Annotated in this window: 12 protein-coding genes; 1 reads left to right on the top strand and 11 read right to left on the bottom strand. The window is 40.1% G+C overall.

Going from position 1 to position 13,779, the window contains the following annotated elements; all coding sequences use genetic code 11:
* Positions 1 to 6: 6 nt before the first annotated feature.
* From filD to filA, 4 genes are all read right to left on the bottom strand, one after another.
* Positions 7 to 1,671 (bottom strand): putative pilus system OmpP1/FadL family transporter FilD, encoded by a 1,665-nt coding sequence (gene filD / locus AC4CU0_RS03195; protein ID WP_490742448.1) that lies wholly within the window; start codon positions 1,669 to 1,671, stop codon positions 7 to 9.
* A gap of 12 nt (positions 1,672 to 1,683) precedes the next feature.
* Positions 1,684 to 2,883: a putative pilus system protein FilC gene (gene filC, locus AC4CU0_RS03190; protein WP_180005462.1), complete on the bottom strand. Its 1,200-nt coding sequence runs from the start codon at positions 2,881 to 2,883 to the stop codon at positions 1,684 to 1,686.
* 60 nt (positions 2,884 to 2,943) lie between these two features.
* Complete coding sequence (gene filB / locus AC4CU0_RS03185) at positions 2,944 to 3,777, bottom strand: putative pilus system C39 family peptidase FilB (RefSeq protein ID WP_111884773.1); 834 nt, start codon at positions 3,775 to 3,777, stop codon at positions 2,944 to 2,946.
* A 198-nt stretch (positions 3,778 to 3,975) separates the two neighbouring features.
* Positions 3,976 to 4,932 (bottom strand): putative pilus system protein FilA, encoded by a 957-nt coding sequence (filA, locus tag AC4CU0_RS03180; protein WP_490742447.1) that lies wholly within the window; start codon positions 4,930 to 4,932, stop codon positions 3,976 to 3,978.
* A gap of 256 nt (positions 4,933 to 5,188) precedes the next feature.
* On the opposite strand from filA, the gene AC4CU0_RS03175 reads away from it, so the two are divergent.
* Positions 5,189 to 6,529: an anthranilate synthase component I family protein gene (locus AC4CU0_RS03175; RefSeq protein WP_490742446.1), complete on the top strand. Its 1,341-nt coding sequence runs from the start codon at positions 5,189 to 5,191 to the stop codon at positions 6,527 to 6,529.
* 118 nt (positions 6,530 to 6,647) lie between these two features.
* Here the strand turns inward: AC4CU0_RS03175 and hisC are convergent, their stop codons facing one another.
* The 7 genes from hisC to AC4CU0_RS03140 all read right to left on the bottom strand — a co-directional run bounded on the left by hisC (position 6,648) and on the right by AC4CU0_RS03140 (position 13,736).
* A complete protein-coding gene (gene hisC, locus AC4CU0_RS03170; protein WP_490742445.1) occupies positions 6,648 to 7,745 on the bottom strand; it encodes a histidinol-phosphate transaminase in 1,098 nt (365 codons plus the stop codon).
* A gap of 180 nt (positions 7,746 to 7,925) precedes the next feature.
* Positions 7,926 to 9,227, bottom strand: a complete 1,302-nt coding sequence (gene hisD / locus AC4CU0_RS03165) for a histidinol dehydrogenase (RefSeq protein ID WP_180089157.1) — start codon at positions 9,225 to 9,227, stop codon at positions 7,926 to 7,928.
* Positions 9,228 to 9,429: 202 nt separating this feature from the next.
* Complete coding sequence (hisG, locus tag AC4CU0_RS03160; RefSeq protein ID WP_078191192.1) at positions 9,430 to 10,131, bottom strand: ATP phosphoribosyltransferase; 702 nt, start codon at positions 10,129 to 10,131, stop codon at positions 9,430 to 9,432.
* Positions 10,131 to 11,387, bottom strand: a complete 1,257-nt coding sequence (gene murA, locus AC4CU0_RS03155) for a UDP-N-acetylglucosamine 1-carboxyvinyltransferase (protein ID WP_249734316.1) — start codon at positions 11,385 to 11,387, stop codon at positions 10,131 to 10,133. The genes hisG and murA overlap by 1 nt, the downstream gene beginning before the upstream one ends.
* Before the next feature lie 6 nt (positions 11,388 to 11,393).
* Positions 11,394 to 11,645, bottom strand: coding sequence for a BolA family iron metabolism protein IbaG (gene ibaG / locus AC4CU0_RS03150; RefSeq protein WP_078191194.1), 252 nt, complete (start codon positions 11,643 to 11,645; stop codon positions 11,394 to 11,396).
* Between the two features lie 135 nt (positions 11,646 to 11,780).
* The gene (hpf, locus tag AC4CU0_RS03145; protein WP_078191195.1) at positions 11,781 to 12,113 is read right to left on the bottom strand and encodes a ribosome hibernation-promoting factor, HPF/YfiA family; all 333 of its coding nucleotides are present in this window, start codon (positions 12,111 to 12,113) and stop codon (positions 11,781 to 11,783) included.
* A gap of 168 nt (positions 12,114 to 12,281) precedes the next feature.
* A complete protein-coding gene (locus tag AC4CU0_RS03140) occupies positions 12,282 to 13,736 on the bottom strand; it encodes an RNA polymerase factor sigma-54 (RefSeq protein WP_078192378.1) in 1,455 nt (484 codons plus the stop codon).
* Between the last annotated feature and the right edge of the window lie 43 nt (positions 13,737 to 13,779).

Below are 13,779 nucleotides of genomic sequence, written 5' to 3'. Positions count from 1 at the left end.
CTTATCCTACCAACGAGTTCTGTAATTTAATCCTAGGATGGTGATTTTCGTATCGGTTTTTACATTCATTCCAGCATATGGGTTTAAAAGTAAGTTATTCACACCGGTTAAGTTTGCAAGACTACTAGTATTCGCTGGAATGTTATCTTTACTGCGTAAAAAGCCGATTGATAAATCTAGATCCGTATCTGCATCAAAACGATATCCAATCCCCATACCAAAGAGCTGCGCACCATTAATTGGGACCATGGTATTTCGCTTACCGTCAGGAATAGAGGTACTCCGTGGTTCATAGCCTGCACGCAATTTCAAACGATCTGTTGCTGAATATTCAATACCGATGCCCCAGTTCCAAGGCGACGTAAATTTCAAAGGTAAGGCCAAAGAATTATCGGTCACATTTTCAGATAATAATTTTGCAATTTTCAGCGCTGAAATTTGACGGTCGAATTCAAAACGGAATTTGTCCCAAGCACGATAATCGGTCCAGCCCACATCAAAATTGATTTGTAAATCAGGCATAACCTTATATTTGATCCCCGCCTGTACATGCTGTGGATATTCAAAATCCATCGAAACCAAACCCGACTCCGAGTTTGGCACAGCATTTGGGAAACCTAAAATTGCAGCTAAAATTTGACCTGTTGGTGATGACATTAATCCCTTAATCATCTCCTGAGGTGCTTTCGCATTTTGTATGCGATAACGACCTTTCATGCGCATTTTCGCTGCACTTTGATACACCATACCAAAACTAAAATCTTCGCGTGGCTCCCACAAAACCCCTAAGTTGTAACTTGGGCTCAGTGACTGCTCTAAAGCCAATTCCATCTGACCAAATTTGCCAAATGGATTCATCCCTTCTTCGGTATTACACATCCCCAATAGCAAGATGTCGGTAATAATGTCCGAATTTTCCTTAAATGGTGTACAGACGACTTCATCAATCATCCTTAACATGCCGATCAATTCATTGGGAAATCGCAGGTCAGATTTCAATCCAATGGCTTGATAGGACATCCCCACACCACCACCAATCGATAGCTCATCACTGACTTGATAGCCTACTGTTGGCGATAGATAAGTAATACGCTCTAGAGCAACTTGTTGTCCCATGAAATTACCTGGGTTACCATTTTCAGCACCAAAACCCGCAATCAAAGGTGCATAAACAGCTGATGCGAATGTTGCTTTAGAACCCGGTGGATTGTAGGCAATCCCCATCGTTGGCGCGGCAATGGGTTGTCCAGCACCAAAATCCACCATCTTTTTTAAGACAGGTACATATAAGGATGCATATTCAACATCACCAGAAACCTTATCTTTAAAGTCCGTACAAATATCAGCCGTCACTTCAGGACCATCATTACAGACTAATGGATCATCTGAATAACCAAAAACGTTATAACCCGCAGGAACGGTAAATTCACGTTGAATATCAAAGTTTGCAATGATGCCCTGCATATCTGTTTGCAAACCTTCAATCTTAGTTAATGCTGCAGGGTTAAAATGTACTGCACTAATTCCTGGAGGATCCGCAGTTACTGCATTACCTAATGCAAGTGACCGTACATCAACTGAAAGGTTGGTACCCAATTGTGCAAAAGCAGCACTAGAACAGCCCGTTAAAACGATCGCACTAACAAGTGGGCTGAGTCGAATTTTACGCATACGACAGCCCTCTTAACGAAGTTTTTTTCCAAAACCTAGAATATCCAACGGGAAAGACAACCCTAATGACACATCTGGTGCATCTTCAGTTAAACCTAAGCCCACCGTACCATTCACAATGGTCTCTGGAGATACACGTACACCTAAAGAAATCGCTAGAGTTGAACTGGTTTGGTCTGCAGGTGAATAGGATTCGCCACTGCTATACGTAAATTCTGCGCCGGTATTGAAACTTTGTTGATATGACATGGTAAGGGAAACATCGTAGTTAAACGAGTATGCAAAACCGAATGCAAAACCGCCACTAATCCCCGGTTCAAACTCTTCAATGACTCGCGAACCACGACGTTGGTTTAAGTCAGTTTCTTTGAAACCATAGTTTGCCGAGACGGATGCAAACAACACAACGGGATCAATATATTTACGTGTGCTGGCACCGATACCTGCAGAATAGTAACCTTTACCTGTTGCTAGATCATTTACAGCATTAATTTCGTATGGACTATCACCAGTTTTCGTGGACAAATTACCAAATAAAATAAGAGGCAAACGACCTTGCTTCAGTGGGAATGGTTCCCAGCGTGCGCCTAAAGAAATATCCCCTAAACCAGCAGTTGAAGTATCTTTTAATAAATCAGTTTTTGCTACTAAAGGCACAGATGCAGAGAATGTCAAATTGTCCATTACACCGTATTGCACGGTAAATGTATTGGTCATTGAGTGTGTGGCATTCTCTTGTACACGGAGTTGATAAAGTTGGCCTTGTGCCATTTCCATATCAAGTTGAGTATCACGGTAATAGGTATAATCGATATCGTAAAAAGATGATATTTCACCTTTTTTAATCAATGAATACTGACGTTCATTCGAGCTAAATACTTCCTGTAAGTTAGCTTCTTGACTCGCATCCCCCTCTTGCTGTTGAAGTGCGGTCGATGCCTTTTCAGTGGCAGTAGCACTTTCGACTTGTGGTGCCTCAGCTTGTACTGGCTCTTCAACAGATTCATACTGTCCAATTTCTGGCTCGGCAGCAGCTTCTTGTGCAGTATCAGCTTGGGTTACAGCAGCAGGAGATACAGACTCTTCTACGACTGTCTCTTGTTCAACCGGATCATATTCTCCAAGGCTTGGCTCTTCAGCTGCATAGGCAACCCCCATCACCACCTGAATACTCATGGCTAGTAGTGTTTTGTTCATCCATTTACGATTCATGTTCCTTCCCACCGTTTTTATTTTTTTAATCCTGACACTTTGTTATACGCATTCATCTAATTATTTACTCTTGTAGTAAAGCCTTAGAAAGTTGTAATTCGATTTACCATATGACTCCGACTCTTCATTCATATTTTTATCAAGTCGTATCGTAGATGCCTTGTCTGCAATTTTTTCCATGTAAAACTGCGGATATTGAATATCAACCAATGCATAACGGTTCACGGTTGCATCTTCAACATGTCGCAAGTCTGAATCTTGCAAAGCTAATAAATTTTTACGTTGCTCAGGCGCAACATTGATTAAGAATAATGTGTTGTTTTCCCATATTTCTTGGAATCGAACTTCATCGAAACTGATATTGCCCAGTGCTGGATCTGCAACATAAACACGCCCATCTTTATAGGCTTTAAAAACCACAAAATGTTTAAAACCAGCATATGAAATCGGAACAATCGCAGGTTGGCCTTGCTTAACTAGATCTGAAAATTCACCTTTGTAGCCCCCACTGTCTAACCCGACAGCAGCGACAAAACGTTTCATGTCTAATAAGGAGAAACTTCGACGTTCGATAATTTTTTCAGTTTCACCAAATTTCAGCAAACCATTCATGGTCTGTTGCTCAGTTAGCTGTGTCCCTACATAACCATTTAATAAAGTGGTTAAGGCCGCCGAACCACAACTGTAGTCATAGGCTTGCCGAACGATGCCTCGAAATTGATCTTCTATGGCAGGTTTAATTTTTACAGATTCACGGTGCATCCGAGTAAAGGAATCATTTCGTGAATCCAATGTTTCGGTATAGTGAACTGTTCCGACTGGCTTTTCTTTTAAATCGAAGGACTCTTTGGCAAAGTAATACATCAATGCCGAGCCTACAGCTATCTCTAACATATCTTCTAACTTTTAGTTATCGGCAATGATGTGCCTTTTTTCATTATTTTTTTAGAGCTAATGCTCTACATCCATGTATTATGCAAGATACCTTTTTTTTTATAAAAAAACAGCATTTTTTTATGCTTTATTGGGTCATTCCGCACTTTTTTGTAAAAAAAAGCGCGTGATCAACACGCGCCTTATTTTTATTCTAGATTACTTACTAGAAATTGTAATTACAGAACCTTGGTTATATACACCCATAGCTGGGCTGTAGAATGTTTGTAAGCCTTGAACTTCGATATCACCAATTGAACCAGCGTCTTTACTGCCTAAATGAACACCTTTCACATAGTTATCAATTGGACCAGAGTTGCTTACCATTTGAATATAACCATTGTTTGTGCCTTCTTTACCATAAACACGGACATCTTGGTTAATGGTTAAATCAGATTTACCCGCATCAGCAACCTTGATGCTTTCGATAAAGATTTCACCTGCTTCACGTGTAGCCGTTTTAGTTGATGCATCAAGGATACCTAGATCTTTAATTTCTAAGCCGCCAACCATAGTTGTGCTCAGTTTAATCATTGCACCTTGTGGAGCAGCACCCAACTGAACATTTGCAGTCATTGGACCCGTTTTTAGAGAAAGTCCAGATAAAATTGCATTGTAGTTGTTATCATCACCGCCACGACGAATACCCGTAGTACCTGCTGTACCAGATGCAGTTACACCAATTTCACCGATTTTGATATCTAAACCAGAAACATCAGCTGCGATGTTAATGAATGCACCATTTGCACCAGTACCAGCATCAGTATCAATACGTAAATCAGCTAAATTGCGAGAAGCTAGAAGATAAGCTCCACCGTTATCATAGTTTGCACCAATAACGATACCTTTATTTTCTAAAGGATCACCAGCTTTCTTGTTACCTTGAATAACGATCGCACCAGCAGTACTTGTACCGCCCTTAGCTGTATCCGTTAAACCGTCGTTATCGTGAATGAAAAGTTTTTCGATTTCAATTTTTGAAATACCAATCCCGATGTTAATACCATCTTGACCAGTAGTTGAACTAAGTGCAGCATCATCCATTGCCTGCATAGCCATAGCATTCGCACTAAATGCGATTGAAGAAACTAGAGCTAATTTAGTGAAATTTTTCATACGGTACTCTCCCAAGAGTATTTATTTTTTTTTGATTTTCAACCACTCGATTTATTCAGCTGTAATATTATTTTGTGACAACTGTTAAACCTTTCCTTGAGTCGTTTGCTCGCTCGATTAAATTATATCCAAGCTAAAATTTGTTCAACTGTCGTTGGTCGCAATCTAATTCTTACCGATAAACGGTATTTGCAAACCAAATGAATTAGGAATGGTATAAAATCCATTTTAGTCTTTAAATTTAATTTCTCTGTTGATGCAAAAACCGATTTCTTTAAAAAAATTTATTCTCAAACAAAATGTTAGTGCTCAAAATATTTTGCAAGCGCTTGCACCCTTGTCACATGTGATTTTTTTAGAAGATCAAAACCAACCTGTTATTTGCTTTTTGGCAAATCAATATCAGCAATTTAAGAATGCTGAACTTAAAACTTATGTGCGTACCAATTTAGATCAATATGAGGAATGTGATGCTCAGCCCTTGCAAGATATCGCCTTCCAAGATTTATGTTCAAAATTAGGCAGCGGGTTTTCTGGTGGCTGGGCTGGTTTTATTAGCTATGATTATGCAGCGCAGCAACAGATTTCCCTGCATTCCAAAGCACAACCTCGCTTATTTTTAGGACAATTTTCCAGTTTTTTAAAATTAGAAGATGATGGTTGGTATTTTTATAGTTCAGATCATTCTGCAGCTCAGATTTACGACTACATTGATCAGTTCATTCAAACAGAGACTACTCAGCATCGATTTAAATTAAGACAAAAATGTACTGCAAGATGGTCTAAGTCAGACTACACGAAAGCCTTTGATCAAGTGCAGGAATATATTAAAGCGGGTGATTGCTATCAAATTAATTTAACACAAGAATTCACAGCTCAAGCAAACGGTTCACTCTTAGATACCGCTCAAGAATTTTGGTCACTGACTGATGCACCATATTCAGGCTATTTACGTATTAATGATTTTGAAATTTTAAGTTGTTCGCCTGAACTTTTTATAGATTTTAAGCCTAAACGCAAGATTATTACTAAACCAATCAAAGGCACGATGCCTCGCTATGAAGATCCAGTTTTAGATGCGCACTCAAAACAACGATTAAAATCATCTGAAAAAGATATGGCTGAGAATGTCATGATTGTCGATTTACTGCGTAATGATTTGAGTGTTTATGCAGAAACAGGTTCTGTAAAAACACCTAAACTTTTTGATATTGAAAGTTTTAATCAAGTGCATCACATGGTCAGTGAAGTTGAAGCCGTGCTGAAAACAGATGTAAACCCTTTTGAGGTTCTGATGTCGGCACTGCCGGGCGGTTCGATTACCGGCGCACCTAAAATTCGCGCGATGCAAATCATTGATGAACTTGAAGGTGCTCCTCGCGGCGCCTATTGCGGCTCGATGGGTTATTTTAATCACGATGGCACGGGCTCTTGGAATATTTTAATCCGCTCTATTCAAAAATACCAAGATCAGGTTTCGCTGTGGGCAGGTGGCGGAATCACCATCGCGTCTGATTGCGATGCTGAATATCAAGAATGCTTTGATAAAGTCAAAGCGATGCTGGATTTGTTAAACACGTGGTATACGAAAGATTAAACAAAAAAAGCGATTCAATTGAATCGCTTTTTTATAACCCTCCCCTTGCGAAGCAGTGCTTCTCACCTTTTCGAAAGGAAGATTAGGGTAGATTTAAATTTATAGTAGCTTGCAGCAATCAAGCCAAAATATCGTTTTTAAGCGTATCCACAAGGCGCTGATTTTGTTCATCTGTACCAATGGTGATACGTAGGAATTGATTAATCCGCGGCTTATTGAAGTAACGCACAATAATCCCGCGTTCGCGTAATTCAGCAGCCAACTCACCTGCATCTTTATTTGGCAATGAGGCAAAAATAAAGTTTGCCGCAGACGGCAATACCTTAAAGCCCAGCTCAGACAGCTGACCTACAAGTTTTTCACGGCTCGCAATCACCTTGGCATTTTGCTCTTCAAAATAGGCTTGATCCTCAAATGACGCCACGGCTGCTGCAATCGCAAAACGGTCCATCGGATAGGAGTTAAAGCTGTTTTTTACTGCCTCAAGCGCTGCGATTAAATGCGGCTGCGCAATCGCGAAACCCACACGCAAACCAGCAAGTGAACGCGACTTAGACGTCGTTTGACAAACCACAAGGTTTTCATATTTCGCAACCAAAGCCACAGCAGATTCTGCACCGAAATCGACATACGCTTCATCAATCACAACCACTGAATTCGGATTGGCTTGCAACACTTCCTCAATTGCAGACAAACCTAAAGCAATACTGGTCGGCGCATTCGGATTGGTAATGATGATACCGCCATTCGGCTGTTTATAGTCATCAATAACAATTTCAAAATCATCGTTCAGCGGCATAATTTTAGTATTGGCAGCTATACCAAAAAATTGGCTATATACCGGATAAAAACTGTAGGTAATATCTGGATACAAAACCGGCAGCTCTTGCACAAAAAAGGCTTTAAAAATGTGCGCCAGCACCTCGTCCGATCCATTGCCGACAAAAACCTGCTCAACAGGCACATGCTGCTGTTTTGCAATCGCTTGCTTTAACTCAGACGCATCTGGATCTGGATATAAACGTAAAACATCAGCAGAATTTGCCAATACTTTTTGAACTGCTTCCACCACTTTTGGCGATGGCGGATACGGATTTTCATTGGTATTGAGTTTTAAAATATTTTGGATTTTAGGCTGCTCACCCGGTGTGTACGGTTCTAATTCACGTACATCAGGGCTCCAAAAACGCATTTGTTCAGAGGTAATATTTGGCATTTTATTTTGCTCTTTTTCACCCTCTCCTAACCTCTCTTGCACTTCGCTTTAAAGGAATCCTTAAAGCTCGTTCAGGGAGAGGAATATTCATTTTATGAGATTTCCCCTCTCCTTTCAGGAGAGGGTTAGGGAGAGGTTTATAGTTTTGGAAAACTAAGTTTTTCACCTAGTCTATATTTATTACTGGTAACGATATCTCGCAGATCTCGCATGCGCATCTAAGTTTTCCTGCTGCGCTAATGTATCAGCCGTTTTCGCTAAAGTTTTCACGCCATCTTCAGAACACATGATTAAACTTGAGCGCTTTTGGAAATCATAAACACCGAGCGGTGATGAGAAACGCGCTGTGCCGGAGGTTGGCAACACGTGGTTTGGACCTGCACAATAATCACCAATCGCTTCTGGTGTATAACGCCCCATAAAGATTGCGCCGGCATGGCGGATATCTTCAGCCATTTCCTGCGCTTCATCTAAGCACAGCATCAAATGTTCAGGCGCAACTTGGTTAATCAATTCGGCGCCTTCAGCACGGTCTTTGACTAAAACCAATGCGCCGCGGTTTTCGATTGAAGTACGCGCAATATCTGCTTTAGGCAAAGCTTCTAAATGCTTTTCAATCCATTGTTCTACTTGATCTAAAAGATCCGCATCTGGCGTAATGAACACCGCTTGAGCCACAGTGTCATGTTCCGCCTGCGACAATAAATCCATCGCCAGCCATTCAGCGTTGTTTTGACCTTCTGCATAGACCAAAATTTCGGATGGCCCGGCAATCATATCAATGCCAACTTGACCAAATACCGCACGTTTTGCTGCAGCAACAAAACGGTTGCCCGGGCCAGTGATTTTATCCACAGATGGAATGGTTTGTGTACCATAAGCCAATGCTGCAACCGCTTGCGCGCCGCCAATGGTAAATACACGGTGTACGCCAGCTAAGTAGGCTGCTGCCAAAACCAATGGATTCAAATCACCATTCGGAGCAGGAACCACCATAATAATTTCAGGCACACCAGCAACATGCGCAGGTACAGCATTCATCAATACAGAAGACGGATAAGAAGCCAAGCCGCCCGGAACATAGATCCCCACGCGGTCCAGCGGTGTGACTTTTTGACCAAGCGTATTGCCTAAAGCATCGACATAAGTCCAGCCGTCTTGCTTTTGCGCTTGGTGAAATTCACGAACACGGTTCGCAGCAAGTTCTAAGGCTTCACGCACTTCTGAACTTAAACCCTCAAATGCTGCTTTCAGTTGTGCTTGCGTCAGCTCTAATTCTGAGAATTGATGCGCTGGATGTCGATCGAACTGCTGTGTCAATTTAAGAACATGAGCATCACCATACTGACGAACATCAGCAATGATTTGGTCAACGGTTTTTAAAAGTTCTGGATCATTCACAGTTTCAAAAGCCAACAAGTCAGCAAAAGCTTGCTTGAAGTTTTGATCTTGAGTCGATAAACGTCGCATCAATTTACCCACAAGGTAATCTATTGGAAAAGATTAGTTTACCTGTTTTAGCGCAGCTTGTGGACATCTATCGCATGTGTTCATGTGGAGTTTTATTGAAAATAACTTTCGTTAAAATTGGTGAAAATACAGTTTTTATCATTATTTTTTAGTTTTCATAAAAAAACCGCCCAAATTTGAGCGGTTTGATCAGCATAGTTAGCAACTTAACAAATTATGCTTTCTTTGCTTGCTCGCGTTCTTCCACGGCTTTTTCTAGCTGTGCAAGAATCGGATTCAACAAAGTTTGTTTACGTTTAAAGCTTGCTTTGTTCACGATTAAACGTGAAGACACTTTACAGATTTCTTCCAAAGGCTCTAAACCATTGGCACGTAAAGTGTTCCCTGTATCCACAACATCGACGATGTAATCACCTAAACCAACCAAAGGTGCAAGTTCCATAGAACCATACAGTTTGATCACATCAACTTGTTCGCCCAAGCTTGCATAATATTGACGGGTCAAATTGACATACTTGGTTGCAATCTTTAAACGACCGTTTGGACGAACCATGCCGACTTTACCAGCCGTCATTAACTTACAGTTGGCAATTTTTAAGTCCAATGGTTCATACACATTTTGTGCACCATGTTCCATCAGCACATCTTTACCTGCCACCCCAATATCTGCAGCACCATTTTCAACATAAGTTGGTACATCAGAAGCACGTAAAATTAAAATACGTACGTGCTTATGGGTCGTTGGAAAAATTAACTTACGAGATTTATCCGGATCTTCCAATAAGTTAATGCCAGCTGTCTCCAACAATGGCAAAGTTTCTTTTAAGATACGTCCCTTACTTAATGCTAAAGTTAAACCATGATCAAAATTGCCCATTACGTCAAAATTGGGATCATCGTTTCTCATATCGCTCATTAACTTACTCGCTTAATTTGGGCACCTAAACCTTGTAACTTCGCTTCAACATCTTCATAACCACGGTCAATATGATAGATACGGTCAATCAACGTTTCCCCATCAGCGGCAAGTGCTGCTAAAACCAATGAGAAAGAAGCTCGTAAATCAGTTGCCATCACCGGTGCAGCAGATAATTTCTCTACACCTGTAACAACAGCATCATTACCTTCAACCTGAATATTGGCACCCATACGTGCTAATTCAGGTACATGCATGAAACGGTTTTCAAAAATCGTTTCAGAAATTGTAGCAAAACCACGACCAATTGCATTCACCGCCATAAGCTGTGCTTGCATATCGGTTGGAAATTCTGGATGTGGTAAAGTCTGGAAACTTACTGCTTTCGGGCGTTTACCCATCATATCCAGTTCAATCCAATCTTCACCGCGCGTAACTTCCGCGCCCATTTCTTCAAATTTATCTAGCACAGACTCCAACAAGTTTGGATCAGTATGTGTGGTTTTGATTTTACCGCCAGTGATCGCTGCTGCAGCGAGATAAGAACCTGTCTCGATACGATCTGCAACAACGGCATATTCACAGCCATGTAGGCTTTCAACACCTGTAACAACCAAAGTATCTGTGTCCAAACCTTCGATTTTTGCACCCATCTTGATCAACATATTAGCAAGATCGGTAATTTCAGGTTCACGAGCCGCGTTACGAATGGTCGTTACACCGTCTGCAAGAACCGCAGCAGTTAGAATATTTTCAGTACCACCAACTGTGACCATATCAAAGACAACTTCGCCACCTTTTAGACGACCATCCACTTTGGCATGCACATAGCCAGCTTCAACTTCAATTTCAGCACCAAGTGCTTCTAAAGCTTTTAAATGTTGATCTACAGGGCGTGAACCAATTGCACATCCACCCGGCAAAGACACTTTTGCACTACCATAGCGCGCCAATAACGGCCCAAGCACCAAAATAGATGCACGCATGGTTTTCACGAGTTCATATGGTGCAAATTGGTTATCTAAGCAAGAAGTATCTGCCTTAACCGTATCACCTTCATAACTGATTTGAACACCTAAACCTGCGATCAATTTCACTAAGGTGTTCACATCTTTTAGATTTGGCACATTAGTTAATGTAATAGGTGTATCCGCAAGGATAGTTGCAGCGAGTAATGGCAATGCAGCATTTTTCGCACCAGAAATACGAACTTCACCTTCGAGCTTAGTACCGCCCTGAATCAGAAATTTATCCATTAATTATTAAGCTCCGAATAAGCTTGCTTTGCGCCATTCTTCTTTGGTCATTGCACGAATTGTTACTGCATGTACTTCACCGCTGGCAATGTAGGAGTTCAAAGGTGCATAAACAGATTGTTGACGAGCAACAGGACGTTTGCCTTCAAATTGATCATCGACAATGCGTAGATCAAATTTGCCGCCTTGCCCACTAACTGCAACCTCAGCTTCTGGAAAAGCAGCTTTTAAAATTTCAGTGAGCTGTTCACTATTCATCACAAGACCCCATATAGGACTAACGGTGTAAAACCCGTCATTTTACTATAAATCTAAAAAATAATTCATTAGTCACATACATTATATATATAAAAAAAGAGGTTATAAAAAACCTCTTTTTGTACAATTTACAATCTAAACCGTTAAAGGCATATAAATGAGCTGCATTTTTCGATGTTTATGTAATTGTTTTTTTAATTTTTCAGACAATTTTTTGATCGAGGTATACATATCATCAGCGCACGCTTGTGCAAAAAGTTCTGTCCCAGGTAATCGTATAATCGCTTCCGCAATATGATTATCACTACCTTTTTTTGAACGTTTATCAACCTGATGATCTTTAGTCAGTTTGACTTGCATACTATTGACCTGATCTAAATGTTTGGTCATTTCCGCAAATTTAAGACGAATATTTTCTTCTATTGCTGGCGTAATTGTTAAATGATGGCCACGAATTGTAATCTGCATAATTCTATCCCTCACCTTCTTTCAGGACTGGAAAAGTTCAAGCCGAATCATCCAACTCAATATGCGAAGCATACATTTACACAATCAGATCATTTCGGCCATTCCTTATAAAAAAAGAGATTCATTATTTCGTCATAATGAACCTCTAGAATAGTCAGATTTTCAAATTTAGATCAACACTTTTCGCTCTGAAGATGATGGAATATGTAACGATTCACGATACTTCGCAACTGTACGACGAGCAACATCAATACCTTCTGCATTAAGCAAAACTGCAATTGCATTATCAGACAAAGGCTTACGTGTATTTTCTTCTGCAATCAACTTTTTAATTTTTGCACGAATTGCCGTCGAAGACGCTTCCCCACCAGACGATGTTCCAACATGACTTGAGAAGAAATATTTCAACTCAAATAATCCACGTGGTGTGAGCATATATTTATTTGTGGTTACACGGGAAACTGTGGATTCATGGAGTTCAACTTCTTCCGCAATGTCTCGTAGTACCAAAGGCTTCATTGCCTCAGGACCTTGCTCAAAGAACGCTCGTTGATGCTCAACAATACAAGTTGCTACTTTTAATAATGTTTTATGTCGTTCATCAATACTTTTAATGAAATTCTTTGCTTCAAGCATTTGATTACGTAAATATTGATTATCGTCACTTTGATCAGCACGCTTGATCATATTGGCATAGAAAGAATTCACCCGTAGTTTTGGCATTACATCAGGATTTAACTGTACCAACCAATGTTCATTCTTTTTTAAGACTACAACATCTGGAATTTGATAGTCTGAATCTTTATCTTCAAATTCTTGCCCTGGATGCGCTTTTAATGTTTTTAGCAAAGAAATGGCTAGTTTGAGCTGTTCTGTATTTAATCCCGTTTGCTTAATCAACTTGGGTAATTCATTGGTAATCAGCAACTCATAATTTTTCAATAATAAAATAGCTTCATATCGATATTCGACATGCTCAGGAAGATTTTCAACTTGCACCATTAAACATTCGGCAAGATTGCGTGAGCCTACCCCTACAGGATCTAGACGCTGAATATGCTTTAAAACTACTAAAACTTCGTCATCTTCGACTTCTTCTTCATAATCCATAGAGTCTAAAAGATGCTGAACCGATTGGGTAATTTCATTTAAGTCACAATCTAAAAAACCTTTGTTATCTAAAGCATCGATAATACAGTGTGCAATTAGTTTATCGATCATAGAAAAGTGTAAAAGATTAACTTGCTCAAGCATATGCGCTTGTAAACTTTGATGCCCCTGCCGATTATCTTCGCGCTCTTCAAATTCAGCAGCACCTAAACTTGTGGGTTGATGGGTATATACATCATCCCATTCTGTATCCACTGGTAACTCATCAGGTAAATGATCGGCATTTAATTCATTGGTTAAGTCTTTATTTTCCCTTTCTTGTTCTTGTAAGCTATTTAAACTTTCAACGGTATTTTGTTCTTCAACTTTCTCTAATAGAGGATTACTGTCGAGTTGGATTTGAATTTCTTGTTCCAATTCCAAACTTGAAAGCTGTAATAAACGAATGGCTTGTTGTAATTGAGGTGTTAATGATAAGGAATTGGCAACCTTTAACCCCATCGCTAATTTCATTAATAACTCCCCCTATAATTAACCGCACTTTATAAGCAATTTT

It is taken from the genome of Acinetobacter sp. LipI_15 (assembly GCF_058242865.1).
The sequence above is the reverse complement of the archived record's forward strand: the minus strand, read 5'-3'. Positions and strand labels throughout refer to the sequence as shown.